Below are 25,276 nucleotides of genomic sequence, written 5' to 3'. Positions count from 1 at the left end.
CCCCTGCCAGGGGCCAAGGGGGCCGGCTCGAGGGGTCGAGTATCGCCGGCCGAAGCAGAGAGGACAACTTGATGGGGACCGTCGATGATCTGACGGAGCGGGGATCGAGTTTCGCGATCGTTGGCTACGCGGTGCGCCTGCCGGGTGCCGACGATGCCGACGCGTTCTGGGATGTGCTGGTTCAGGGTCGGGACGCGGTGTCCGAGGTACCGCGGGATCGCTGGGATGTGGAGGAGTTTTTCGACCCGGATCCTGATGCGCCGGGGAAGGTGGTGACCCGCCGGGCGGGTTTCGTCGACGACGTGGTGGGATTCGACGCGCCGTTTTTCGGAGTGTCGGCGCGGGAAGCCCGGTTGATGGATCCACAGCACCGGCTGCTGCTCGAGACTGCGTGGCGTGCGGTGGAGCACTCCGGGACCGCACCGACATCGCTGGCGGGCAGCAATACCGGTGTTTTCATAGGCTTGTCGACCCATGACTACCTGGGGATGGCCTCCGACGAGCTGAGCTACGCCGAGATCGAGGCGTACATGGCGATCGGGACGGCCGCGGCCGCGGCGGCGGGCCGGATCAGCTACCGGCTGGGGCTGCAGGGTCCGGCGGTCACAGTGGACACGGCGTGCAGTTCGTCGCTGGTCGCGATTCACCAGGCCTGTCAGGCGCTCCGCCTGGGTGAGTGCGATCTGGCGCTGGCCGGCGGTGCCAACGTGCTGCTGAGTCCGGCGACCATGATCACGTTCTCCTCGGCGCACATGCTGGCGCCCGACGGCCGGTGCAAGACCTTCGACGCGGCCGCGGACGGTTATGTGCGCGGTGAGGGCTGCGGGGTGATCGTCATCAAGCGCCTCAAGGACGCCGTGCGCGACGGTGACCGGATCCGGGCGGTGATCCGGGGCAGCGCGATCAACCAGGACGGCGCATCGGGTGGTCTCACCGTGCCCAATGGCGTCGCTCAGCAGCGCGTCATCGCCGAGGCGCTGTCGCGGTCCGGAGTCGCCGCGGCGGACGTCGGATATCTGGAGGCGCACGGGACAGGGACGTCGCTGGGTGATCCGATCGAAGTTCAGGCCGCCGCGGCGGTCTACGGCGAGGGCCGCGTGCCGGAGCGGCCACTGCTGATCGGCTCGGTGAAGACGAATATCGGACACCTGGAAGCGGCCGCGGGGATCGCCGGTGTCGTCAAGGTGATCCTTGCCCTGGAACATGAGTTGCTGCCCAGGCACCTGAATTTCCGGCATCCGTCGCCGCATATTCCCTGGGACCGGCTAGCGGTGCAGGTCCTCAAGGATGCCGCCGACTGGAAACGCGACACCCGGCCGCGCATCGCGGGAGTCAGCTCGTTCGGGTTCTCCGGGACGAACGCGCACGTCATCCTCGAGGAAGCGCCGCAGCAGGCGATCGGGGGTAGCGATGTCGGGGACCGGCGGTTGCGCGTGCTCCCGTTGTCGGCACGCACGCCCGCCGCTTTGACGAAGATCGCCGAGCAGTACCGCGCGTGGCTCGACGAGCATCCGGAAGCCACCGTGTCGGACGTGTGCTTCACCGCCGGGGTGGGCCGGACCCACTTCGAGCACCGCGCCGCGTTGGTGGTGAACTCGGCCGAGTCCGCTCGTGAGTTGCTCGGCGCGCTCGCCGACGACCGCCCGGCACCGGGGTTGGTTCGAGGTGTGTGTGCCGACACCCCGAAGACGGCATGGTTGTTCACCGGTCAGGGCAGCCAATTCGCCGGCATGGCCCGCGAATTGTTCGACACCGAGCCACTTTTCGCCGAGACGCTGCAACGGAGCGCGGCAGCGGCCGCCGATGTGCTCGAAAGACCCTTGCTGGACGTCATTTTCGACACGGACGGACCGGACAGCGAAGAGGCGCTGCGGCAGACCTCCTACGCACAGTCCGCGTTGTTCGCGGTGGAGATGGGCCTGGCCCGGCTCTGGCAGTCCTGGGGCTTCGAACCCGATGTGGTGCTCGGTCACAGCGTCGGCGAGTACGCGGCGGCCTGCGTCGCCGGTGTGTTCAGCCTCGAAGACGGCGCGGTGCTACTCGCCGAGCGCGGCCGCCTTTTCGGCAGTCTGCCCCGCGGCGGACGGATGGTCGCGGTGTTCGCCGACGCGGAGCGGGTCGAGAGCCTTGCCGACCGATTCCCCAGTCTTTCGGTGGCGGCCTACAACGGCGCCAACACCGTGTTGTCGGGACCGGCGCAGGATCTGGAATCGGCCGTGGCCCCGTTGACCGCCGACGGTGTGCGCTGCGACTGGCTGGACACCAGCCATGCGTTTCACTCGGCGCTGCTGGACCCGGTGCTCGACGAATTCGAATCGTATGCAAGCCGTTTCGACTTTCGCCCCCCGCAGCGCATCCTGGTGTCCAACCGCACCGGTGCCGCAGTGGGCCGCAACATGCGGCTGGACGCGGGTTACTGGCGTCGCCATGCACGCCAACCGGTCGAATTCGCCAAGAATGTGCACACACTCGCCGAGCTGGGCTGCAAAGTGTTGTTGGAGATCGGCCCGCAACCGGTGCTGACCGCCGCGGCTCTGCGTGCATGGCCCGACCCCGCGACCGCGCCGCGGGCGATCGCCTCGATGCGCCGCAAGGGCGGTGATCAACGACAGATCACCGAAGCCCTGGCCGACGCCTACGTCGTCGGACACCTGCCGGACTTCGGCGCGGTCGTGCACGGATCGGCGCACAAGCTCGACCTGCCCACCTACCCGTTCCAGCATCGTCGGTACTGGTTCCGGGACACGGCGGCTCGGCCCAGCGATCAGGCCCGCCACAGCGATGCCGTGCGCACCGAGGCCGTCCGGCTGCTCGAGGACGATCGCATCGAGGAACTGGCCGCGCTGCTGGATGGCGCGGGCGGCGATCAGCACACCGTAGATGTGCTGAAAAAGCTTGCCGCGCAACATAATCAGCAGCGCGCGACGCAGGCCATCGCCGATGACCGCTACGGAATCCGCTGGGAGAAGGCGGCCGGCGCGGAGTTCGGCTCCGGGACCGCGCACGACCTGTCCTGGCTCGTCATCGCTGACGACCCGGACGGGATCGCGCCCCTGATCGACGTGCTCAGGGCACGTGGGCAGGCGCACCGGATCATCGGGCTGCCTGCGTCGGATGCCGACGAGGAACGACTCGAGGCGGTGCTGCGCGAGGCGGCGGGTGATCACACGGTGCCTCGGATTCTGATGTGCGCTGCCCTGGAATCCGACACCGCGCCGTCGATGCGGTCGCTGCTGCGGATGCAACACCGGGTCCTGGGCGGAACACGGCGGCTCTTGCGCGCCGCGGCCGGCACTGAACTTCGCAGTCCGATCTGGCTGATCACGGCAGGCGCACAACGGGTTACCGATACCGACACGGTGTCGCCGGTGCAGACCTGCCTGTGGGGCTTCGGCCGGGCCGCCTCCCTCGAGCATCCCCAGGTGTGGGGCGGGCTGGCGGATCTGTCGGCCGGCAGTGCCCGGGAGTGGTCGCGGTTGATCGATGTGGCGGCGGCGCCACCCCGCAGCTCGGGGATGACAGAAGACCAAGTCGCCGTGCGGGACGAAGCGGTGTATGTTGCGCGTCTGGTCCGGCGCGCGGGACAGCCGAACCCGACACCGCCGGTGCTCCGGGCCGACGCGACCTACCTGGTGACGGGTGGACTTGGGTCGGTCGGGCTCGAAATTGCCGCGTACCTGGCCGGGCACGGCGCCGGGCACCTGGTGCTGGTCAGCCGTCGCTCACCCGCCGCGCCGGCGCAACGGCGCATCGATGCGCTGCAGCAGCAGACCGGTTGTGAGATCCGGACCGTTGCGGCCGACGTCGCCAACCCGCACAACGTCGCGCGTCTGCTGGCCACCGTGCAGTCGGAGTTGCCGCCCCTGGCCGGCATCGTGCACGCCGCGGGAGAGATCGGCAGCACCGCGCTGCGCACCCTGGACGACGCCGAGTTGGACCGCGTCTTCGCCGGAAAGGTTTGGGGCGCCTGGAATCTGAGTGAAGCAACGGCCGACGTCGCACTGGACTTCTTCATCAGCACCTCCTCGATCGCCTCGGTATGGGGCAGCTTCGGCCAGACGGCCTACGGCGCGGCGAACGCCTTCCTGGACGGGTTGGCCTGGCGGTTGGGCGAACGGGGCTACCGCAGCGTCAACTTCGGTCCCTGGATGTCGGAGTCGGGCGGGATGGCCGATGCCGATGCCCGTGCGCAGCTGAACCGGCGCGGCGTGCGGACTCTGTTGCCCCACGATGCACTGGCCGGGATGGCCGAGCTGTTGGTCGCGCCGTCACCGCAGGGCGTGGTGGCCCGGATCGACTGGACCCGCTTCTTGCCGCTCTACCAGCAGGCCGGAAGGCGGGGGTTCCTGGCGGAACTCGAGCGCGAGCTGCCCGACTCCATGCCGGAAACCGCGGCGCCGGGGACTACCCGGCTGGTCGAGCAGCTCACCGCCGCCCCCGTGCAGCGGCGCCGGAAACTCGTCGTGGACTATCTGCGCGAGGTGGTCGCCGAGGTGACGCGGATCGACGCTGCCGAGATCCGCGACGAAGCAGGATTCTTCGATCTCGGCATGGACTCGCTGATGGCTGTGGAATTGCGGCGCCGGGTCGAGCACGGGGTCGGTAGAGCACTGCCGGCCACCCTGGCGATGGACTATCCGCGGCTGGTCGACGTCGCGGATTATCTGATCAGCGACGTGCTGCGGCTCGGCGTGCCCGCGAAGTCCGAGACGCCGGCACCGTCGACCCCGGTGACGACCAGCGCGGTCGATGAGCCGATCGCGATCGTCGCGGTCGCCTGCCGCTTTCCGGGCGCCGCTGATCCCGAGGCCTACTGGGAGCTGTTGGCCGGCGGGGTCGATGCGATCCGGGAGATCCCCGATGACCGCTTCGACGTCGACGAGTATTTCGACCCCGACCCTGAGACGCCGGGCAAGATCTACAGCCGTTGCGGGGGATACCTGGACGAGATCAGCGGTTTCGATCCCGAGTTCTTCGGGATCTCGCCGCGCGAAGCCGTGTGGATGGACCCGCAGCAGCGGTTGATGCTCGAAATCGCCTGGGAAGGCCTGGAACGGGCCGGCTATTCGCCGGCTTCGTTGCGCGGCAGCCGAAGCGGCATCTTCGTCGGGGTGGCGGCCAACGAGTATTCACACCTGCTGACCGCCGAGTCGGTCGACTCTCTCGAGGCGCATTTCATCACCGGCAACGCACTCAACGCCATCGCGGGCCGGGTCGCCTTCGCACTCGGGCTGGAGGGACCGGCCGTGGCGGTGGACACCGCCTGCAGCTCCTCGCTGGTGGCAGTGCATGAAGCGTGCCAGGCACTGCGCTCGGGGGACTGCGATCTGGTCTTGGCCGGCGGCGTGAACGTGCTGCTGAGCCCGGCATCACTGATCGCAGCCTCACGCGCCAGGATGTTGTCCCCGCAGGGGCGGTGCAAGACATTCGATGCCGCCGCGGACGGCTATGTACGCAGCGAGGGCTGCGGCATCCTGGTGCTCAAGAGGCTCAGCGACGCGGTGCGCGACGGAGACCGGATCCAAGCGGTCATCCGGGGCAGCGCAATCAACCAGGACGGCGCTTCCAGTGGCTTGACGGTACCCAACGGCGGTGCGCAGCAACGGCTTATCGCCGCAGCACTGGCCCGGGCCCAGGTCGCCGGCAGCGACGTCGATTACCTCGAGGCGCACGGTACCGGCACGTCGCTGGGTGACCCGATCGAAGTGCAGGCCGCCGCCGCGGCCTACGGCACCGGCCGCGACCCGAACCACCCGCTGCTGATGGGATCGGTGAAGACCAACATCGGCCACCTGGAGTCGGCCGCCGGGGTCGCCGGCCTGATCAAGATCGTGCTGTCCCTGCAGCACCGGGTCCTGCCGCAGAACCTGCACTTCGAGAACCCCTCGCCGCATATTCCCTGGGATTCGCTACCGGTCCGGGTCGTCGATCAGGCGATGCCGTGGCAGGCCAACGGCCGGCCCCGCCGCGCCGGTGTGAGTTCGTTCGGGTTCACCGGTACCAACGCGCACGTTCTGATCGAGGAGGCGCCCACTGGTGAAGTCGTCACGGCCGGTGAGGACGGCGCACCCCTCGGCTCGGTCGGTGTGTTGCCGCTCTCGGCGCGCTCGGAGCAGGCTCTGGTGGCGTTGGCGCAGCGGTGGGCCGCCTGGCTGGATGCTCATCCGGACACCGACATCGACGACCTCTGCTTCACCGCGGGGGTGGGACGCTCGCATTTCGAACACCGGGGCGCGCTGGTTTTGGATTCCGGGAGTGCAACGGTACCGGACGCCCGCGACCTGCTGACCGAGCTGGCCGCAAACCGGTTGCGTCCGGGTGTGGTTCGTGGGGTGTGCGGCGACCCGCCGACGACGGCGTGGTTGTTCACCGGGCAGGGCAGCCAGTACCCGGGTATGGCACGCGAATTGTTCGACACAGAGCCGGTTTTCGCCGAAACGGTGCAGCGGTGCGCGGACGCGATCAAGGGCATGCTGCCGCGCCCGCTGCCGGACGTGCTATCGGGCACCGACCGGAATGCCGGAGAAGCCCTGCGTCACACCTCATTTGCCCAGCCCGCACTGTTCGCGCTCGAAATGGGTCTGGCCCGGCTGTGGCAGTCGTGGGGCATCGAGCCCGACGTGGTGCTCGGACACAGCGTTGGCCAGTACGCGGCGGCGTGTGTGGCCGGGGTGTTCAGCCTGGAAGACGGCGCGCGGCTGATGGCCGAGCGCGGCCGGCTGTTCGGCAGCCTGCCAGAGGGCGGTCGCATGGCTGCGGTCTTCGCCGACGCGCGGCGGGTGGAAGAGGTGGCCGCCCGTTTCCCGCGGGTATCGGTCGCGGCGTACAACGGGCCGAACACGGTGCTGTCCGGTCCGGGCACCGATCTGGAACGGATCGTCGCCACGTTCAACGACGACGGGGTGCGCTGCACGTGGCTCGACACCAGCCATGCGTTCCATTCGGCGCTGCTGGAGCCGGTCCTCGACGAATTCGAGGCGTACGCGGCGCGGCTGCCGTTCTCCGTCCCGGCGCTGCCGCTGGTATGCAACCGCACCGGCGCGGTCCTCACCTCGGAAACCCCACTGGACGGCCGATATTGGCGCCGGCATTCCCGGCAGCCGGTGCAGTTCGCCGACAGTGTCCGGACAGTGGCGCAACTGGGTTGCTCGGTGTTGATGGAGATCGGGCCGCAGCCGATCCTGACCGCGGCCGCCGTGCAGGTCTGGCCGGAACACGCCGCTGCGCCACGCGCCATCGCGTCGCTGCGCAAGGGTGCCGACGCCCGCCGTCAAATCTCAGAGGCCCTGGCCGCGGCGTACGTCGCCGGGCATCGGCCGAACTTCGCCGCCCGCCATCACCGCCCGGGTCACCGACTCGAACTGCCCACCTACCCCTTCCAGCGCCGCACCTTCTGGCCCAGGACCTCCGGCATCGCGACCGACGGGACGGTGGTGTCCGGGATCCTGGGTAGCGCAAAGGATCTCGCATCCGGCGATGCCGTCTACACCAGCCGGTTGTCGGTCAAATCCCAGCCGTGGTTGTCCGATCACGTGATCTACGGCACCGTGGTCGTACCGGGCGCGACGTACGCGGCGATGGCGCTGGCTGCCGTCGGTCCGCCGGCGCACGTCCGCGACGTCTTCTTCTATGAGCCGATCATCCTGCCCGACAAGAGTTCTCGGGAGGTACAGCTCACCCTGCATCCGCTCGAGGACGGCGGCGGCTGGACGTTTCGGGTGCATAGCCGTCCCTATGGCGTGCGCGAGGCGGAATGGTCGTTGAACGCCGACGGCACCGTGGTCAGCGGTGTCGAGGATGAGCCGTTAGCCGGGGAGCCGGATTCCGTGGATGCGGCCATTGAGCGGTTGAGCCGCGCCCAGACGCAGCAGCTGTTCGACACGTTCGCCGACATGGAGCTGGCGTGGGGTCCCACCTGGTCGACATCGCTGAAATCGTTGTGGGTCGGCGACGGTGAGGCGATCGGCGATGTCGTCATCGGTGACGAACTCGCCGAGCAACTCGGCAGCGAGCCGATCCATCCGGTACTGCTGGACCTGTGCACCGGCGTCGCGTTCCCGGCGTTCCCGGCGTTGCTGGCGGCCGAACACGGGGTCGCGGATCTGTTCCTGCCGCTGCGGTACGGACGGGTGTCGCTGGCCGAGCGGATGCCACGGCGGTTCTACTGCCGCGCACGCTGGCACGAGGGCGGGTTGGACAGCGAAACGCAGGTCTTCGACCTCGATTTCGTGGACCGAGACGGTCGCCAGCTGGGCGGAATTCGTGAGTTCACCGTCAAACGCGCGCCCCGGGAGGCGCTGCTGCGCGGGCTCGGCGGCGACGCCACCCGGCTGCTGTACACCCTCGGCTGGCACGAGGTGCCGCCGCCGGCGTCCGGTGCCGACGACACCGGGAACGCCGCCGCCTGGGTGGTCGCCGGATTCGATGAGCTGGCGGATGTGCTGCCGGAGTGCCTGCGTGCCAACGGGTCTGTCGATCCGGAGCAATGGCTGCAGCTGTTCGCCCAGACGCAGGAGCGCGGGACGCCGATCTCCGGCCTGGTGTGGCGCAGCAGCCGGCGCCCGGACAACGAGGAGACGAGCGCGGAATTCGCCGCGCGGCTGGAGGGCGAGGTCGACAGGCTGCTGACCGTGCTGCGCACGCTGCTTGAGCAGCAGGACCTGAAACTGCCCGGCGGGCTGTGGATCGTCACCGAGCGGGCCGTGGCGACCGAACCCGGCGAGCCGGTCGACCCCGCGCAGGCCTCGTTGTGGGGGCTGGGGCGCACCGTCATCGCCGAGCAGCCGCCGTTGCGGTGCAGACTGGTGGACCTCGACGGGTCCGACGACGCCGTGCAATGGTTCGCCCAAGTGCTGGCGGCACCGGCTTCGCCGGTCGCCGAGCCCGAACTCGCCCTGCGGCAAGGCAAGTTCCTGGTGTCGCGGCTGCTGCCGTGGGCGCGCGGCGGCCATCTGGGGGTGCCCCGCGCGACCGATTACGTCCTGGCCCCGACCGAGCGCGGCGCTATCGACAACCTTCGTCTGGCCCCAGCCGACGTGACAGCTCCGGCCGCGGGCCAGGTGCAGATCCGGGTCGAGGCCGCCGGTCTCAACTTTCGCGATGTGCTCAACGTGCTGGGTCTGTACCCGGGTGACCCGGGGCCGATCGGCGGGGACTTCTCGGGCATCGTCACCGAATTGGGTTCGGACGTCACCGGAATGGAGGTCGGCCAGCGCGTCTTCGGTTTCATGCAGGGAGCGTTCGCGAGCAGGGTCAACGTGCCGGCACAGTTGGTGGCGCCGGTGCCCAAAGGCCTGGACGCGATAGCCGCCGCAAGCATCCCCGCGGCAGCCCTGACCGCACGCCTGGCCTTCGACTGGGCCAAGCTGCGGACGGGGGATCGGGTGCTCGTCCACGCCGCCAGCGGCGGCGTCGGGCTGGCGGCAGTACAGTTGGCGCGTCAATGCGGTGCGACAGTGTTCGCCACCGCCAGCACCTACAAACGTGCCGCGCTGCGCAAGCTCGGTGTGGAGTACGTATACGACTCGCGTACAACCGATTTCGCGGATCAGATTTTGGCCGACACCGACGGCGCCGGAGTGGACGTGGTGCTCAACAGCCTGACCAACGAGGGCTTCGTCGAGGCGACGGTGCGGGCAACGGCGCGCAATGGGCGATTCGCCGAGATCGCCAAGCGGGACATCTGGACACCCGAACAAATGGCGGCAGCGCGGCCGGACATCGGCTACGAGATCGTGGCGCTGGACGGCACCATCATGACGGACCCGGAGCACATTCAGCGCCTGCTATGCGAGGTTTCCGACGGGCTGGGCAGCGGGTCGTGGGAACCGCTGCACGCCGAGATCTATCCGCTCACGGAGGCCAAGGCGGCGTTTCGCCGCATGCAGCAGGCGCGGCACGTCGGCAAGATCGTTCTGCGGATGCCCAATCCGCTTGCGCCGCGCGCTGATCGGACCTATCTGATCACCGGCGGTCTGGGTGCGCTCGGTCTGCACACCGCGTCCTACCTTGCTCAGCTGGGCGCCGGCAACATCGTGCTGACCGGCCGGCACCTGCCGGACGCGGAGGCGCAACGAGCAATCGACACGATCACCGAACGCCACCGGTGTCGGATCCACGTCTTCGGGGCCGATGTAGGCGACGAGTCTCAGGTCGCAGACCTGCTCGACCGGATCCGCGCGGAGTTGCCGCCGCTGGCGGGCGTGGCACACCTGGCGGGTCTTCTCGACGACGGGCTGCTTCCCCAGCAGAACCTGAGGCGATTCCGGACGACGTTGGCGCCCAAGGCCTTTGCGGCGTGGCACCTGCACCGGTTGACCAGGAACGATGATCTGGAGTTCTTCATCATGTACTCCTCGGTCTCCAGCGTTCTCGGTTCGCCGGGGCAAGCCAACTATGCCGCCGCCAATGCACTGCTGGACGGGCTCGTCGCCGACCGCAACGCGCAGGGCCTGACCGCGACCAGCGTCAACTGGGGTCCCTGGGCCAAGGGCGGGATGGCCGCCTCGCACGCCGCGCGCGTCAATCTCGGTGCGCAAGGCCTGATTCCGCTGGAACCGACGGCCGCGCTCAGCGCGCTCGGCGAGATCGTCACCGAAGGTACCGGGCAGGCCACCGTGATCAAGGCCAACTGGCAGCGTGCGGCGAAGATGCTCGGCGGTTCTCGGCCACCGATACTCGACCACGTACTGCCCAGTGCTGCAGCGACGACCCAGGGCGACAGCGAACTGCTGCGCCAGTTGCACGACGTTCCGGAGGGACAGCGGGCGGACTTCCTGACCGAGTATCTGCAGCAGGAGGTGCAGAGCTTCCTGCGACTCGCTTAACCGCCCGCCGCGACGAGCCGGTTCCTGGACCTCGGAACCGATTCACTGATGGCGGTCGAACTGCGCAACCGGTTGTTGGGGCAGTTCGGTGGCAAGCTGACGATCAGTGCCACCGCGGTTTTCGACTATCCGACCATCAGGGCACTGGCGGAGTATCTGGCCGAGCAGCTGCCTGAGCTGATCGCGCAGTCCGAGCCGGCCGCGGCCGAGCCCGAGGCCGAGGCCGGCTAGTCGAGTTCGGGGTCCGGCCATCACCCATCCCCGGCGCGACCGCGGAAGAATGCTCCGGCGGTCCGCCGGTCTGCACGCAAACACGGATCCGCGCGTGCCTTCGGTGGCATTTATGCGCGCCAAGCCTGATGGCGTCAAGAGTCCGGAATATTCAGATGCACTCGCGGGGCGGGTGTGCCACAGTCAGATCCTGTGTCCGTATCGCTCACGCCCGCGTTACCCGCACCGTTGAGGCTGCATAGCCCGGCCGATGACGATTGGCCGCGGATGTACTTCCTCGCCGCCAACAGTTTCTCGGACTTTATCGGACCCGATGCGACGAACAGCTTGCGGAAATTGATACCCCACGATGGCGCTGTCGTGGTGCGAGCCGGTGATGACGCTGTCGGTATGGCCGTGTACCTGGATCTGCGGCTAACGGTTCCCGGCGGTGCAGTGCTGCCAACCGCGGGTCTGAGTTTCGTCGCGGTTGCACCGACGTATCGCCGACGTGGGCTGCTGCGCGCGATGTGCACCGAATTGCATCGGCGCATGGCCGATTCGGGTTATCCGCTGGCCGCCCTGCACGCGAGCGAGGGGGGGATCTATGGGCGGTTCGGCTACGGGCCTGCCACCATCTTGCATGAGCTCACTATCGATCGGCGCTTCGTCCAGTGGCACGCCGACGCGCCGGCCGCGGGTTCCCAAAAAGTCAGGCTCGTCCCGCCGACGGAGCACGTCGGCGCATTCGAAGAAATCTACGAGCGTTGGCGACGGCTGGTGCCTGGCGGGTTGGTGCGGCCCCAAGTGCTTTGGGAACAGTTGCTGGCCCAGCGGCCGACTGCGTCGAGCGGTTCAGCGAATTCTTTTGGGCTGCTCCATCCGGACGGTTATGCGATCTACCGAGTCGACACCGTCGATCACAAGCTGGCGCGCGTCGACGAACTCAGGGCAGTCACTTCAGACGCTCGAGTCGGGTTGTGGCGGGCACTGCTGGGGCTGGACTCGGTCGAGCGGGTCAGCATCCTCACCCATCCGCAGGACCCGCTGCCCTTCCTGCTCACCGACCCGCGGTTGGCCAAAACCACCTGGCGGCAGGACGGTTTGTGGATCCGGATTGCGGACGTGCAGACCGTCCTCGAGGCGCGCACCTACGGTGCCGATCTCTCTACCGTGCTGGCGGTGAGCGGCGCGGGCAGATTCGCGCTGGAAATCCGTAACGGCCGTGCCTGTTGCACGCCGACTGACGCGCCGGCCCAGATCGAAATGGCGCGTGACGCTTTGGGGACCGTCTACTTGGGGGCACACCGGGCATCCACGCTGGCCGCGGCGAACCGGATACGCACCACAGACGCTGACTTGATCGGCCGGTTCGACGCGGCGTTTGTCAGCGATGTCCCGGCGGAGACCGCCTTCGAGTTTTAAAGCCGTTTCCGTGTCACGGTATACGCGGGGTGTCCGACAGCGCGTCCACGATTGTCAGAGCTTGGCCAGGTCGTAGTCGCCGATGTGGTCGATAAGCACCCGTAACTGATCCTGCGTGGAACCCAGTGTGTGATCGATCGCGGTGAGCCGGGCCGTGTAATGACCCACCGGGTATTCGGCGGTCATACCGATACCGCCGTGCAGCTGGATTGCTTCCTGTCCGATGTGCCGGCCCGAGCGGCCGATCTGCAGCTTGGCGCGCGCGGCGATCACCGGGTCGTAATTGCCGTCAGCGATCGACATCGCGGCGTACAGATTCATGCTGCGCGCCATTTCCAATGACACGTACATGTCGGCGGCCCGCTGAGTCAGTGTCTGAAACTTGTTCAGGGTCACGCCGAATTGCTTGCGCGCCTTGAGATAATCGGTCGTCAGCCGCAGCGCCTCCTCCATCGCGCCCATCGCCTCGGCGCACAGCGCTGATTGGATCCGGATGATGGCATTGGCGATGGGCTGAGAAACGTCCGTCGCGTCGCCCAACGGCTCGGCGGGCGCCTCATCCAGATCGATCTGGGCGCCGCGCTGACCGTCGAAAGTACGGAACGGCGTGCGCGTGACGTCCTCGGCGTCGACCAGGAACAAGCCGGTTCCGCCGTCCGGCAGCGCCGCGCTGACCACCAGTGTCTCGGCGCAGTCACCGGCCAGCACCGGGTTCTTGCGTCCGCTGACCGTCCACGAATCACCTTGCTGCACAGCGTGAGTGGCCGGTCGTACCGACCCACCGCGCTGACCCGGCTCCAGGTGGGCGAAGGCCAGCAGCCGCTGCCCCGCGGCGACCTCGTCCAACAATTCATTTTGCGCGTCGTTGCCGAGTTCGGCGATCAACGAACCGGGCGCAAGCGCGGCGTGCACGATCGGTTCGGGCGCCAGCCGGCGTCCAACCTCGATGAGCACCGCCATGATCTCGATCTGCCCGGCCTCCTCGGTATCGAACCCGAGGCCCAGGATCCCGATCTCCGCCAGCTGATTCCACACCTCCCGGCTCCAGCCCGGATCGGTGTCGATCGCCTTGTTGCGGCTTTCGGCATCGTAGCTTCGCGACAACAGTTCCCGGGTGGTGTCGCGCAGCAGCGTCTGCTCTTCGCTCAGCTGAAAGTCCATGACAGCCTCACAATCCGAGAATGGTCGAGGAGATGATCGTGCGCTGAACTTCGTTGCTGCCGCCATAGATCGAGGTCTTGCGGTAGTTCAGGTAAGTGGGAGCGCTGGACTGCGCCCACTGCGGGGATGCGATTGCATCTCCGCCCACCGGCAGCGCGTCGGGGCCGGCCGCCTCGACCAGCAGCTCGGTGGCGAGTTGTTGCAGTTGACTGCCGCGCAGCTTGAGCACTGATGAGGCCGGGTTGGGTTTGCCGCCGGCAGAACTCGACACCACCCGGGCCTGAGTGAGTTCCAGTGCCAGCACCTCGTTCTCGGCTTCGGCCAGCCGCGCGGCGAACAGCGGGTCATTCAGCACGCCGGTCTCGGCGGCGTGTCGCTTCACCTCGGCGAGCCGCACCTTGGTGCGGCCCACCTGGGCGATGCCGGTGCGTTCGTTGCCCAGCAGGAACTTGGCATAGGTCCAACCCTGGTTCTCTTCTCCGACAAGCTGATCGGCGGGCACCCGGACATCGGAGAAGAACACTTCGTTGACTTCGACGCTGCCGTCGATCAGCTTGATCGGCCGCAGCGTGATGCCGGGGGTGTCCATCGACATCAACAGAAATGAGATGCCGGCCTGACGCTTGGGTGCCTGCGGGTCGGTGCGCACCAGGCAGAAGATCCAGTCGGCGTACTGGCCCAGCGTCGTCCATGTCTTCTGCCCGTTGACGACATAGCTGTCGCCGTCGCGGACCGCGGTGGTACGCAACGAGGCCAGGTCCGATCCCGCTTCGGGCTCGGAGAAGCCCTGGCACCACCAGATGTCCAGGCTGGCCGTCGGCGGCAGGAAACGCTCCTTGGTCTCCTGCGACCCGAACTCGGCGATCACCGGGCCGACCATCTTCGTGTTGAAGTTGAGCGGTTCCATGACGCTGTTCAATTGCATCTCGTCGGTCCAGATCTGGAACTGGGTGGGGGTCCAGTCTTTTCCGCCCCATTCCACGGGCCAGTTCGGTACCGCGAGCCCGTGCTCGTGCAGCAGCTTGTGGTTGTCGACGATCTCATCGCGGGTCAGATGCACACCCTCGCGGACCTTGTCCCGGATCTCGGACGGGACCTTGGTGGTGAAGAAGGTTCGCAGCTCGTCGCGGAACGCGGCTTCGTCGGGCGTGAGCGCCAGCTTCATCGGCAGCCTCCTGTATCCGGGTCACCGCCGACACCGGGGTTACGGCGGTCCTGCACTGCACGTTAGGCGCTGTGCGGCAGCATTCGGCAACCGGGTCGTGCACCGAGACCTCACCGCCGCCGGCGTCGCCACCACAGCAGCGCCACCAGGGCCACGCCGGCGGCCGAGGCCGCCACTATCAGCATTGGTTGTGCAGCGCGCGGTTTCCTTCGCCCGCGCCGGGACGTCCATCTTGGCCGAGAGAGCTGCGACCGTCTGGCCGAGCTCGGCCCGAGTGCGTTCGATATCGTCTCGGATGTCGTCAACGCCGGCGTCGGGGCCGGGCTCGGGCGTGCCTTCAGCTCCGGTCATGGCGGGCGGTCACTTCCTGGAGGTCCTTTTTCACACTTTCGACCGTCTGCGGGGCGGCAGGCGTCACCTCTTCGACTTGTCGCCGGCTGACCAGCGCCGCCACGCCGGCGGCGGCCAGCAGCACCGCACCCACGATCAGCCCCGCGGCCCAGGTCGGCAGCACCAACGCCAGCGCGGCGACGGCGGCGGTGATGAGGCTCGCTGCACCGAAAAACGCCAGTAGACGGCCGCGCCGAACAGGCCGGCGCCCGCGCCCGCGCGCTTGGCCGATTGCACAATCTCCCTTTGCGCCAACCGCATCTCGTCTCGGACGAGTCGTGCGGTTTGCGAAGACAGTTGGGACATCAGCTCGCCGAACGTCGCGTCGGCGTTGGGTCCCGAGTTGGTCCCTGTGTTCGTGCTCACCGGTGACCTCCGTCAGTTCCGCGCCGGCACCGAGATCACCCGGTTGGCCGCGGCCTTGACCGAATCGGGCAGCAGCCGGTTGCCGATGCTCATCGCCTTCGTCAGCAGAGATTCCGCGACGACTTTGCGGTCGCCGTCCATCAGGGCCTCGAAGCCGTGCCTGGCGACCTCGGCGGGGTCGTCTTTGAGGCTCATGCGGCCAACGCGGGTGTTGGCCATTCCTGCGCGCCGAAAGAAGTTGGTGTCGGTGACGCCGGGCATCAGCGCTGTGACGGTGACGTCTGTCTTGCGCAATTCGTCGTGCAGCGCTTCCGACAACGACTGGACGAATGATTTGGACGCGTTGTAGACGGCCTGATGGGAGCCGGGCATCGTCGAGGCGATCGACGACGTGAACAGCAGCTTGCCGCTGTTGCGTTGCACCATGTCCGGGAGAATCAGCCTGGCCAGGTGGACGACCGAGCGCACATTGAGGTCGATCAGCGAAAGCGCGTCCTCCACCGAGCTGTCCACAAAGGATCCGCCGAGGCCCACGCCGGCGTTGAGCGCCGCCGCGTCCAGCGGCCGGCCCTCGGCGCTGACCTGCCGGTAGAGCTTCTCCACCTCTTTGCCGGTGCGCAGGTCCACCCGGATGGGACGGACGTGGACGCCGCATCGCCGCAGCCGGGTGGCGGCGTCGTCGATGCCGGCGTCCTCGGCGGCGATCACCAGGTCATAGCCGTGCTCGGCGAAGCATTTCGCCAGCTCGAAGCCGATTCCACTTGATGCGCCGGTAATCATTGCCAAACCCATGGCGTCGTGGCTACCCGCGGGGTGGGGCATCAAACCTGCCCGGGGAGCGGCTTTTCCACACAACCGGATCGATCCACAGACGGCCCGGGTGACGTGATCACGCGGGTCGGTCGTGGCGGTAGTCGCGCATAGCGTCGCGGCATGCGAACCGAACTACCCGCCGAGCGATTGCAGCGCCGGTTGGCCGCGGACCCGGACCCGCAGCCCGAAGTCTCCGAAGACGCCGAAGACGCCGAAGACGCCGATGAGGCCGATGACCCGAATTCGCTGCTGCCACGATGGCTCCCCGACGGGTCTGCGCAGCACAATTGGATCGCCCGGCTGCGCGCCGATCCCGGCCGTACCGGCGCCATCGCGTTGGCGGTCATCGCCGCGCTCGCGGTGCTGATCACAGTCTTCACCGTCGTGCGCGACCGGCCGGCGCCGGTGACTTCGGCGAAACTTCCACCCGTGGAACGGGTTTCGGTCAGCCCGAAGCCCTCGTCCAGCGCGGGCCCCGATCGGCCGGTGGTCATCAGTGTGGTCGGGCTGGTGCGCAAGCCCGGGCTGGTCACCCTGGCGCCGGGCGCGCGGATTGCCGACGCGCTGCAGGCGGCCGGCGGACCAGTCGACGGCGCCGACACTATCGGACTCAACATGGCGCGCCCGCTCGGCGACGGTGAACAGATCGTGGTCGGGCTGGCGCCGACGTCCGGCAAACCAGCGGTACTGGGCAGCTCGGTAGGCACCGGCAACCCCTCCCGGCCGCCACCCTCGGGCGGACCGAGCACGTCGGGAACGCCGCGTGCCGCTCCCAGGGAGGCGCTTGACTTGAATACCGCGACCGTCGAACAACTGGACGACCTGCCCGGGGTCGGCCCAGTCACCGCCGCGGCGATCGTGGCGTGGCGCCAGGCCAACGGTCGGTTCACCAGCGTCGATCAGCTCGCCGAGGTCGACGGCATCGGGCAGGCGCGGTTGGGCAAGCTGCGTTCGCTGGTTCGCGTCTGAGTCCGGTGGCGCAATGTCTGGACGCCGCGGCCCAGCCCCTGGATGTGCGACTGGTCCCGGCCGCGCTGACCGCCTGGGTCGTGACGGCGGCCGGGACCGTGTGGCCGGTCGGCGGCGCGCTGGCCGGATGTTGCGCGGTACTGGCCGTCACCTCGGGTGCGCTGTGGCGTCGGGCGCGCTGTACGCCTGCCACGTGGCTGGCGCCGATCGGTGCCGGGCTGACCGCGGTCGGGGTGGTGGGCGCTGGGTACGGGCTGGCGATCGCGTTGCGCGCCGATGCGGTCGCCGGCCACCCGATCACCGCGGCTTTCGGCACCGTTGCCCCGGTGACTGTCGTCCCCAGCGAGACGGGCCGGCCGCTGGGTCGCGGCCGGCTGATGTTCCGGGCCACCCTGCGGCGCTTTCGCGACGACGAACTCGCCGGCTGTGTAACGGTTTTCGCCAGCGCCGCGGATTTCGGAGAGGTGCTGGCGGGTCAGCCGGTACGGTTCACCGCCCGCATCAACCGACCTGGCCGCCGTGATCTGACCATCGCGGTGCTCGTCGCTACGGGCCGGCCGGAGCTCGGCCGCGCCCCGCCCGTGTACCGGGCGGCGCACACCGTTCGCAGCCGGTTTGCCGCCGCGGTGCACCAGGTGCTGTCCGCGGATCAGGCTGCGATGCTGCCGGCACTGGTGCTTGGTGACACCTCGCTCGTTCCCGCGCAGACCAGCGGCCAATTCCGCGCGGCGGGAATGACGCATCTGACCGCGGTGTCGGGGGCCAACGTCACGATCGTCTGTGCCGCAATGCTGTTGTCGGCGCGGCTGATCGGGCCACGCCCCGCGGTACTGCTGGCAGCGCTGGCGCTGGCCGCGTTCGTGTTTGTGGTACAGCCGACGGCCAGCGTGCTGCGGGCGGCTTTGATGGGCGCCATCGCGCTGGCGGCGATGCTGTCGTCGCGGCGGCGCCAAGCGATTCCGGCGCTGTCGGCAACCGTGCTGGTGTTGTTGGTGGCGGCTCCACAACTGGCGGTCGACGCCGGTTTCGCCCTCTCGGTGATAGCCACCGGCGCCCTCGTGGTTGTCGCACCGGGCTGGTCGCGCCGGTTGGTCTTGCGGGGCTGGCCCAAACCGCTCGCCGACGCGGTCGCTGTTGCCGGGGCCGCCCAGGTGCTGACGGCGCCGCTGGGCGCCGCCATCTCGGGCCGGTTCAGCGCGGTGGCGGTCCTCGCCAATCTGGTGGTGGCGCCGATAATCGCGCCGATCACCGTGCTCGGTACCGCGGCCGCGGTGTTGTCCGTGTGGTGGCCGGCCGGTGCGCAGCTGCTGATCCGGTTCACCGGGCCCGAGGTGTGGTGGGTGCTGCGCGTCGCGCACTGGGCCGCCGGTTTCCCGGGAGCGAGCGTGCCGGTTCCGGACGGAGCGGCCGGCCTGCTGGTGGTCGGCTGTGTTACGGCGCTGATCGTCGTGCTCACCCGGTGGCGCGGGTTTCGCAGCGTGCTGGCGGGCCTCAGTGCTGCGGCCGTCGCCTGCACATTGGCGTGGTCGGTGTCGGAAGCCGTCGCACCCTCGTGACACCATCATGGGGTGAGCGAGGTTTCGTCGTTGCACCTGGTGTTGGGGGAAGAGGAACTGCTGATCGAGCGGGCCGTCGCGCAGATATTGCGGTCGGCCCGGCAGCGGGCCGGCGCCACCGCGGACGCCGGAATCGCCGACGTCCCGGTCAATCGGATGCGGGCGGGTGACATCAGCACCTATGAGCTCAGCGAGTTGCTGAGCCCGTCGTTGTTCGCCGAAGAACGGATCGTGGTGCTCGAGGCCGCGGGCGAGGCGGGCAGGGATGCGGTCGCGCTGGTGGCGTCGGCCGCCGCCGACCTGCCTGCGGGCACTGTGTTGGTGGTGGTGCACTCCGGTGGGGGGCGGGCGAAGGCGCTGGCCGCCGACCTGCGCTCGTTGGGTGCCCAGGTGCATCCGTGTGCCCGAATCACGAAGGCGAGCGAGCGCAGCGACTTCGTCCGCGGTGAATTCCGCACGCTGAAGGTCAGGGTCGACGACGAGACCGTGACGGCGCTGCTGGATGCGGTGGGCTCCGACATCCGGGAGCTCGCCTCGGCCTGTTCGCAACTGGTGGCCGACACCGGCGGGCATGTCGATGCCGCCGCGGTGCGTCGATATCACAGCGGCAAAGCCGAGGTGAAGGGCTTCGACATCGCCGACAAGGCCGTGGCCGGAGATGTGGCGGGGGCTGCGGAGGCACTGCGGTGGGCGATGTTGCGCGGCGAACCTCTGGTGGTGCTGGCCGACGCGCTGGCCGAGGCGATTCACACGATCGGCGTGGTGATGCCCCAGTCGGGCGACCCCTACCGGCTGGCCGGGCAACTGAAGATGCCGCCCTGGCGGGTGCAGAAAGCGCAGAAGCAGGCCCGGCGCTGGTCGCGCGATCGGCTGGCCGTCGCTTCGCGGGTAGTGGCCACGCTCAACGCGAATGTGAAGGGGGCTGTGGTCGACGCCGATTATGCGCTGGAGTCTGCGGTGCGTCAGGTGGCGGAGCTGGCCTCGAACTGAGGGCGCCGCGGAGTTAGCCGGAGAAGCGTCAGCCGAGCTTGTTCAAGGAGCGCGCCAGCGCCGACTTCTTATTGGCGGCCTGGTTCTTGTGGATCACGCCCTTGCTCGCCGCCTTGTCCAGCTTGCGGCTGGTCGACACCAGCAGTTCGGCCGCCTTTTCCTTCTCCCCGGCGTGGGTGGCCTGGCGGAAGGCGCGGATGGCCGTGCGGAGCGAAGACTTCACCGACTTGTTGCGCAGCCGGGCGCGCTCGTTAGTGCGGTTGCGCTTCTGCTGCGACTTGATGTTGGCCACGCGTCAGTTCCTTATTCCGTTTCGGTTTGGCTTTGCTCGGGGTACCTGCATCCCGACAGCGACTGCTCAGGTTATCAGTCGGTTACGTTTTCGCCCAAAAGCGCAACTCTTGGTCTGCCGAGATGGGGGAATTGAGGCAGCATGTGACAAGTGAGTCTTCCGAACCAGATCGAGGCCAATCAGCGGCGCCCCCCCGTCCGTTCCGAGCGCATCTTCGAGGGCTACAACACCTCGGATGCCTACTCGCTGGCCTTCGACGAGATGTTCGACGCTCAGGGCAACGTCCGCGGTCCCTACAAGGGCATCTACGCCGAGCTCGCCCCCACCGATGCCTCCGAACTCAAGGCCAGGGCCGACGCGCTGGGCCGTGCGTTCATCGACCAGGGCATCACCTTTTCGCTGTCGGGCCAGGAACGACCTTTCCCGCTGGACCTGGTCCCCCGGGTGATCTCGGCCGCGGAATGGACGCGGCTGGAGCGCGGCATCACCCAGCGCGTCAAGGCTCTCGAGCTGTATCTCGACGACATCTACGGCGACCAGGAGATCCTGCGCGACGGGGTGATTCCACGCCGGCTGATCACCTCCTGCGAGCATTTCCACCGAGAGGCGGTCGGCATCGTCCCGCCCAACGGTGTGCGGATCCATGTGGCCGGCATCGACCTGATCCGTGACGACAAAGGCGACTTCCGGGTTCTCGAGGACAACCTGCGCTCGCCGTCGGGTGTGTCCTATGTGATGGAAAACCGGCGCACCATGGCGCGCGTCTTCCCGAACCTGTTCGCCACCCACCGCGTGCGCACCGTCGACGACTACTCCGCCCATCTGCTGCGGGCGCTGCGCAACTCGGCGGCCACCAATGAGGCCGACCCCACCGTGGTGGTGTTGACCCCCGGCGTCTACAACTCCGCGTACTTCGAGCACTCGCTACTGGCCCGCCAGATGGGTGTGGAGCTGGTCGAGGGCCGCGATCTGTTCTGTCGCGACAACCAGGTGTACATGCGCACCACCGAGGGCGAGCGCCAGGTCGACGTGATCTACCGGCGCATCGACGACGCCTTCCTGGACCCGCTGCAGTTCCGGGCGGACTCGGTACTCGGCGTGGCCGGGCTGGTCAATGCGGCGCGCGCCGGCAACGTCGTGATCTCCAGCTCGATCGGCAACGGCGTGGGCGACGACAAGCTCGTCTACACCTACGTGCCCACCATCATCGAGTACTACCTCGGCGAGAAGCCGCTGCTGGCCAATGTGGACACCTACCGCTGCTGGCTGGACGACGAACGCGAGGAGGTGCTCGACCGGATCCGCGAGCTGGTGATCAAGCCCGTCGAGGGTTCCGGCGGTTACGGAATCGTGTTCGGCCCGGAAGCCTCCGAGAGGGAGCTCGCCGCGATCAGCAAGAAGATTCGAGACGATCCCCGCAGCTGGATCGCCCAGCCGATGATGGAACTCTCGACCGTGCCCACCCGCGTCGAAGGAACTTTGGCGCCGCGCTATGTCGACCTGCGGCCGTTCGCTGTCAACGACGGCGACGCGGTGTGGGTGCTGCCCGGCGGACTCACCCGAACGGCCCTGGTCGAGGGCTCGCGGGTGGTCAACTCCAGCCAGGGCGGCGGCTCGAAGGACACCTGGGTACTGGCCCCGCGTACCTCAGTAGCCGCCCGTGAGCTGGGGCGAGCCCAGGTGGTGCGGTCGCTGCCGCGGTCGGTGCCTGAACAGCACCCCGATGGTGCCCGGCCGGCGCAGACCCAGCCCCAGCAACAGCCGCGCGAGCCTTTGAACGGCCGCGTCGAGCCGCAGCAGGAGCAGCAACAGCAGCAGCAACAGCAGAGAACGGCCGACTGATGCTGGCCCGCAACGCCGAGGCGCTGTACTGGATCGGCCGCTACGTGGAGCGTGCCGACGACACCGCACGGATTCTTGATGTTGCTGTGCACCAGCTGCTCGAGGACTCGAGCGTCGACCCCGACCAGGCGTCCCGGCTGTTGCTGAAAGTGCTCGGCATTCAACCGCCCGAGCACCAACTCGATGTCTGGTCGTTGACGGACCTGGTGGCGTTCAGTCCGAACACCGAAGGCGGATGCTCGATCGTCGATGCGATCTCGGCGGCCCGGGAGAACGCGCGGTCGGCCCGGGAAGTCACTTCCAGCGAGACCTGGGAGTGCATCAACACCACCTACCACGCGTTGCCGGAACGTGAGCGCGCCGCCAAACGCCTTGGGCCGCATGAGTTTCTGTCGTTCATCGAAGGTCGCGCCGCGATGTTCGCCGGTCTGGCCGACTCCACGTTGTCCCGCGACGACGGGTACCGCTTCATGGTCCTGGGGCGCGCGATCGAGCGGGTCGACATGACGGTGCGGTTGTTGCTGTCCAGGGTGGGGGACAGCGCGTCGTCGCCGGCGTGGGTGACGCTGCTGCGGTCGGCGGGTGCGCACGACACCTACCTGCGCACGTATCGCGGTGCGATGGACGCCGGCAGGGTGGTCGAATTCATGTTGCTGGACCGGCTTTTCCCGCGCTCGGTCTTCTACTCCCTCAGGCTTGCCGAACACAACCTGGAGGAGTTGCTGCACAATCCGCAGAGCCGGATCGGGGCTACCACCGAGGCCCAGCGGCTACTCGGCCAGGCGCGTAGTGAATTGGAGTTCGTCCAGCCCGGGGTGCTGCTCGAAACTCTGGAGATCCGGCTCGGCGGGCTGCAGCGTACCTGCCGCGATGTCGGAGATGCCTTGGCGCTGCAGTACTTTCACGCCGCACCGTGGGTGGCGTGGACGGACGCGCGGCAGCGGGACGTGCTGGCCGACACCCTGCAAAGCCAAGGAGAATCCTGATGTGGCGGATGCGGGTGGTGCACACCACGGGGTACGCGTACCGGTCTCCGGTGACGGCGTCCTACAACGAGGCTCGGCTGACTCCGCGTTCCAACACGCGCCAGAACGTCGTGCTCAATCGGGTGGAGACCATTCCGGCCACCCGCTCCTACCGCTACATCGACTACTGGGGGACGGCGGTCACGGCCTTCGATCTACATGCCCCCCACATCGAACTGACGGTCACCTCCTCCTCGGTGGTCGAGACCGAGCGGCCGGAACCACCTGCGGCGAAAACCAGTTGGGAAGAGCTGAAATCGGGGGCGGTCATCGACCGCTTCGACGAGGTGTTGCGGCCTACCGCGTACACGCCCAACAGCAAACGTGTTGCCGCCGTGGGCAAGCGGATCATCAAAAACCACGAACCGGGTGAGGCCGTCGTTGCCGCGTCCCGCTGGGCCCGCAGCGAGCTGGATTATCTGCCCGGTACCACCGGCGTGCATTCCTCCGGCCTGGATGCGCTGGAAAAAGGCAAGGGCGTCTGCCAGGACTTCGCTCATCTGACGCTGATCTTGCTGCGCAGCATGGGAATTCCCGGACGCTATGTATCGGGATACTTGCACCCCAAGCGGGACGCGGTGATCGGCAAGACGGTGGCGGGCCGCAGCCACGCCTGGATCCAGGCGTGGGTCGGCGGCTGGTTGAACTACGACCCGACCAACGACACCGAGATCACCGAGCAGTACATCAGTGTGGGTGTGGGCCGCGACTACGCCGACGTCTCGCCGTTGAAGGGTATCTACTCCGGTCTCGGAGCGACGGACCTCGACGTGGACGTCGAAATCACCCGGCTCGCTTAGCCGTTCGGGCCGGTCGCACCGCTGACACCGAGAACGCCGGGGTTGCCGCCTGGCCCGCCCGGACCGGGCGTGCCGCCCGGGGCCGCTATCCCGCCGGCACCGCCGTTGCCGCCGTTACCGATGAAGCGGGCATCGCCACCGGCCCCGCCCGGGCCACCGTTGGTGCTGGCGGCATTGCCCGCGCCGCCCGCCCCGCCGGCGCCCCCGTTGCCGATGATGAACGCGCCCTGTCCACCGGCGCCGCCGAAACCGCCGCCCGACCCGCCGTTGCCGCCGTGGCCGGCGAAGCCGAACAGCCCGGCCCCGCCGCCTTCGCCGCCGCTGCCGCCCGTGGTGCCCCCGCCAACGCCGCCCGCGCCGCCGTCGCCGGCGAAGCCGAAGATCACCGCGGACCGGCCACCCCCGCCGCCGTTGCCGCCAAAGCCCGTAATGCCGTTGCCGCCGGCGCCGCCGGCACCACCGTTGCCGAACCCGAAACCGGAGGCACCTCCGTCACCGCCGGCTCCGCCGACGACGCCGCTTGCGCCGCCGCCGCCCAGACCGCCATTGCCGACAAGCGCGCCGCCGCTGCCGCCGTTGCCGCCTTGGCCGCCGGGGGCCGTGGCGTTGCCGGCCCCGCCCTGCCCGCCTACTCCACCGTTGCCGAAGAACTGCGCGTCGCCGCCCAAGCCGCCGACTCCGCCCGCGTTGAATCCGGCGCCGGCCCCGCCGGCGCCGCCCGCGCCACCGTCGCCGTAGAACAGGCCGCCCGTGCCGCCGTTGCCGCCGATGCCGGCCAGGACGCTCGCGCCGGCGGTGCCGCCGGTGCCGCCGGCCCCGCCGGCGCCGAGCAGCCAGGCGTTGCCGCCGAGTCCACCCGCGGCGCCCAGAGCGCCGGTGCCACCCGCGCCGCCGTTGCCGATCAGACCCGCCGCGCCGCCGTTGCCGCCCGGGACATTCGACAGCGTGCTGTCGCCGCCACGGCCGCCGCTGCCCCAGAGCAGCCCGCCGTCCCCACCGCCCTGACCGATGCCGCCGACGGTCCCGCCGTTGGCGCCGTCACCGATCAACGGTCGCCCGAGCACCTGCTGAGTGGGCGCGTTGACGATGCCGAGCAGCTCCTGCAGAGGTGAGGCCGCCGCCGCCTCAGCGTTGGCGTAAGCAGCGCCGCTGCCGGACAGGGTCTGCACGAACTGGTCGTGAAACGCCGACATCTGGGCGCTGATGTTCCGATAACCCTGCGCGTGCGAATCCCAGAACGTCGCGACGGCCGACGAGACCTGATCGGCAGCGGAAGCCGGGATGCCGGCCGTCTGAAGTGCCGCGACGAGGTTGGCCTCGTTGATCGTGGAGCCCACGTGCGCCAGGTCGCCGGCAGCTGCCGCCACCGCTTCCGGCCCCACGGCGAACCACGACATGCGGAACCTTTCGATAGAACGGCAGGAGCGGATCGTACCGCGATGTCAG

General features: G+C 68.5%; 14 protein-coding genes and 2 pseudogenes. 9 read left to right on the top strand and 7 right to left on the bottom strand.

Going from position 1 to position 25,276, the window contains the following annotated elements; genetic code table 11:
- The first annotated feature begins 71 nt into the window (after nucleotides 1–71).
- The 3 genes and pseudogenes from ACX9NE_RS05995 (at nucleotide 72) to ACX9NE_RS05985 (ending at nucleotide 12,461) form a co-directional block, all read left to right on the top strand.
- Nucleotides 72–10,826 (top strand): type I polyketide synthase, encoded by a 10,755-nt coding sequence (locus ACX9NE_RS05995; protein ID WP_459370701.1) that lies wholly within the window; start codon nucleotides 72–74, stop codon nucleotides 10,824–10,826.
- Between the two features lie 21 nt (nucleotides 10,827–10,847).
- Nucleotides 10,848–11,057, top strand: a pseudogene (locus ACX9NE_RS05990) (acyl carrier protein); the annotation flags it as partial.
- 174 nt (nucleotides 11,058–11,231) lie between these two features.
- Complete coding sequence (locus tag ACX9NE_RS05985; RefSeq protein WP_459360719.1) at nucleotides 11,232–12,461, top strand: GNAT family N-acetyltransferase; 1,230 nt, start codon at nucleotides 11,232–11,234, stop codon at nucleotides 12,459–12,461.
- 54 nt (nucleotides 12,462–12,515) lie between these two features.
- On the opposite strand, the gene ACX9NE_RS05980 is transcribed toward ACX9NE_RS05985, so the two are convergent.
- The 5 genes and pseudogenes from ACX9NE_RS05980 to ACX9NE_RS05960 form a co-directional block, all read right to left on the bottom strand.
- Entirely contained in the window at nucleotides 12,516–13,622 is a 1,107-nt protein-coding gene (locus ACX9NE_RS05980) for an acyl-CoA dehydrogenase family protein (protein WP_459360720.1), read from the bottom strand.
- A 7-nt stretch (nucleotides 13,623–13,629) separates the two neighbouring features.
- Nucleotides 13,630–14,787, bottom strand: a complete 1,158-nt coding sequence (locus ACX9NE_RS05975) for an acyl-CoA dehydrogenase family protein (protein ID WP_459360721.1) — start codon at nucleotides 14,785–14,787, stop codon at nucleotides 13,630–13,632.
- Nucleotides 14,788–14,826: 39 nt separating this feature from the next.
- Nucleotides 14,827–15,138 (bottom strand): DUF3618 domain-containing protein, encoded by a 312-nt coding sequence (locus ACX9NE_RS05970; protein WP_459360722.1) that lies wholly within the window; start codon nucleotides 15,136–15,138, stop codon nucleotides 14,827–14,829.
- Nucleotides 15,125–15,483: pseudogene (locus tag ACX9NE_RS05965) on the bottom strand (phage holin family protein). The gene ACX9NE_RS05970 and the pseudogene ACX9NE_RS05965 overlap by 14 nt, the downstream one beginning before the upstream one ends.
- A 72-nt stretch (nucleotides 15,484–15,555) precedes the next feature.
- Nucleotides 15,556–16,335, bottom strand: a complete 780-nt coding sequence (locus tag ACX9NE_RS05960; protein ID WP_459360863.1) for an SDR family NAD(P)-dependent oxidoreductase — start codon at nucleotides 16,333–16,335, stop codon at nucleotides 15,556–15,558.
- A 141-nt stretch (nucleotides 16,336–16,476) separates the two neighbouring features.
- Here ACX9NE_RS05960 and ACX9NE_RS05955 point away from each other — a divergent pair, with 141 nt between their 5' ends.
- From ACX9NE_RS05955 to holA, 3 genes are read left to right on the top strand one after another with little or no spacing between them, the layout of a single operon-like run.
- A complete protein-coding gene (locus ACX9NE_RS05955) occupies nucleotides 16,477–17,325 on the top strand; it encodes a helix-hairpin-helix domain-containing protein (RefSeq protein ID WP_459360723.1) in 849 nt (282 codons plus the stop codon).
- A gap of 44 nt (nucleotides 17,326–17,369) precedes the next feature.
- Nucleotides 17,370–18,881, top strand: coding sequence for a ComEC/Rec2 family competence protein (locus ACX9NE_RS05950; protein ID WP_459360864.1), 1,512 nt, complete (start codon nucleotides 17,370–17,372; stop codon nucleotides 18,879–18,881).
- A 12-nt stretch (nucleotides 18,882–18,893) separates the two neighbouring features.
- Complete coding sequence (holA, locus tag ACX9NE_RS05945; RefSeq protein ID WP_459360724.1) at nucleotides 18,894–19,871, top strand: DNA polymerase III subunit delta; 978 nt, start codon at nucleotides 18,894–18,896, stop codon at nucleotides 19,869–19,871.
- 28 nt (nucleotides 19,872–19,899) lie between these two features.
- On the opposite strand, the gene rpsT is transcribed toward holA, so the two are convergent.
- Nucleotides 19,900–20,163: a 30S ribosomal protein S20 gene (gene rpsT / locus ACX9NE_RS05940; protein WP_459360725.1), complete on the bottom strand. Its 264-nt coding sequence runs from the start codon at nucleotides 20,161–20,163 to the stop codon at nucleotides 19,900–19,902.
- Between the two features lie 150 nt (nucleotides 20,164–20,313).
- On the opposite strand from rpsT, the gene ACX9NE_RS05935 reads away from it, so the two are divergent.
- From ACX9NE_RS05935 to ACX9NE_RS05925, 3 genes are read left to right on the top strand one after another with little or no spacing between them, the layout of a single operon-like run.
- The gene (locus tag ACX9NE_RS05935) at nucleotides 20,314–22,005 is read left to right on the top strand and encodes a circularly permuted type 2 ATP-grasp protein (protein ID WP_459360726.1); all 1,692 of its coding nucleotides are present in this window, start codon (nucleotides 20,314–20,316) and stop codon (nucleotides 22,003–22,005) included.
- Entirely contained in the window at nucleotides 22,005–22,991 is a 987-nt protein-coding gene (locus ACX9NE_RS05930) for an alpha-E domain-containing protein (RefSeq protein WP_459360727.1), read from the top strand. Before ACX9NE_RS05935 ends, ACX9NE_RS05930 begins: the two co-directional genes overlap by 1 nt.
- The gene (locus tag ACX9NE_RS05925; protein WP_459360728.1) at nucleotides 22,991–23,830 is read left to right on the top strand and encodes a transglutaminase family protein; all 840 of its coding nucleotides are present in this window, start codon (nucleotides 22,991–22,993) and stop codon (nucleotides 23,828–23,830) included. Before ACX9NE_RS05930 ends, ACX9NE_RS05925 begins: the two co-directional genes overlap by 1 nt.
- Here ACX9NE_RS05925 and ACX9NE_RS05920 read toward each other — a convergent pair.
- The gene (locus tag ACX9NE_RS05920; protein WP_459360729.1) at nucleotides 23,827–25,227 is read right to left on the bottom strand and encodes a PE family protein; all 1,401 of its coding nucleotides are present in this window, start codon (nucleotides 25,225–25,227) and stop codon (nucleotides 23,827–23,829) included. The genes ACX9NE_RS05925 and ACX9NE_RS05920 overlap by 4 nt on opposite strands.
- Nucleotides 25,228–25,276: the final 49 nt, after the last annotated feature.

The sequence above is a fragment of the Mycobacterium sp. ML4 genome (assembly GCF_054515735.1).
This window is presented reverse-complemented; position numbering and strand designations above follow the sequence as displayed.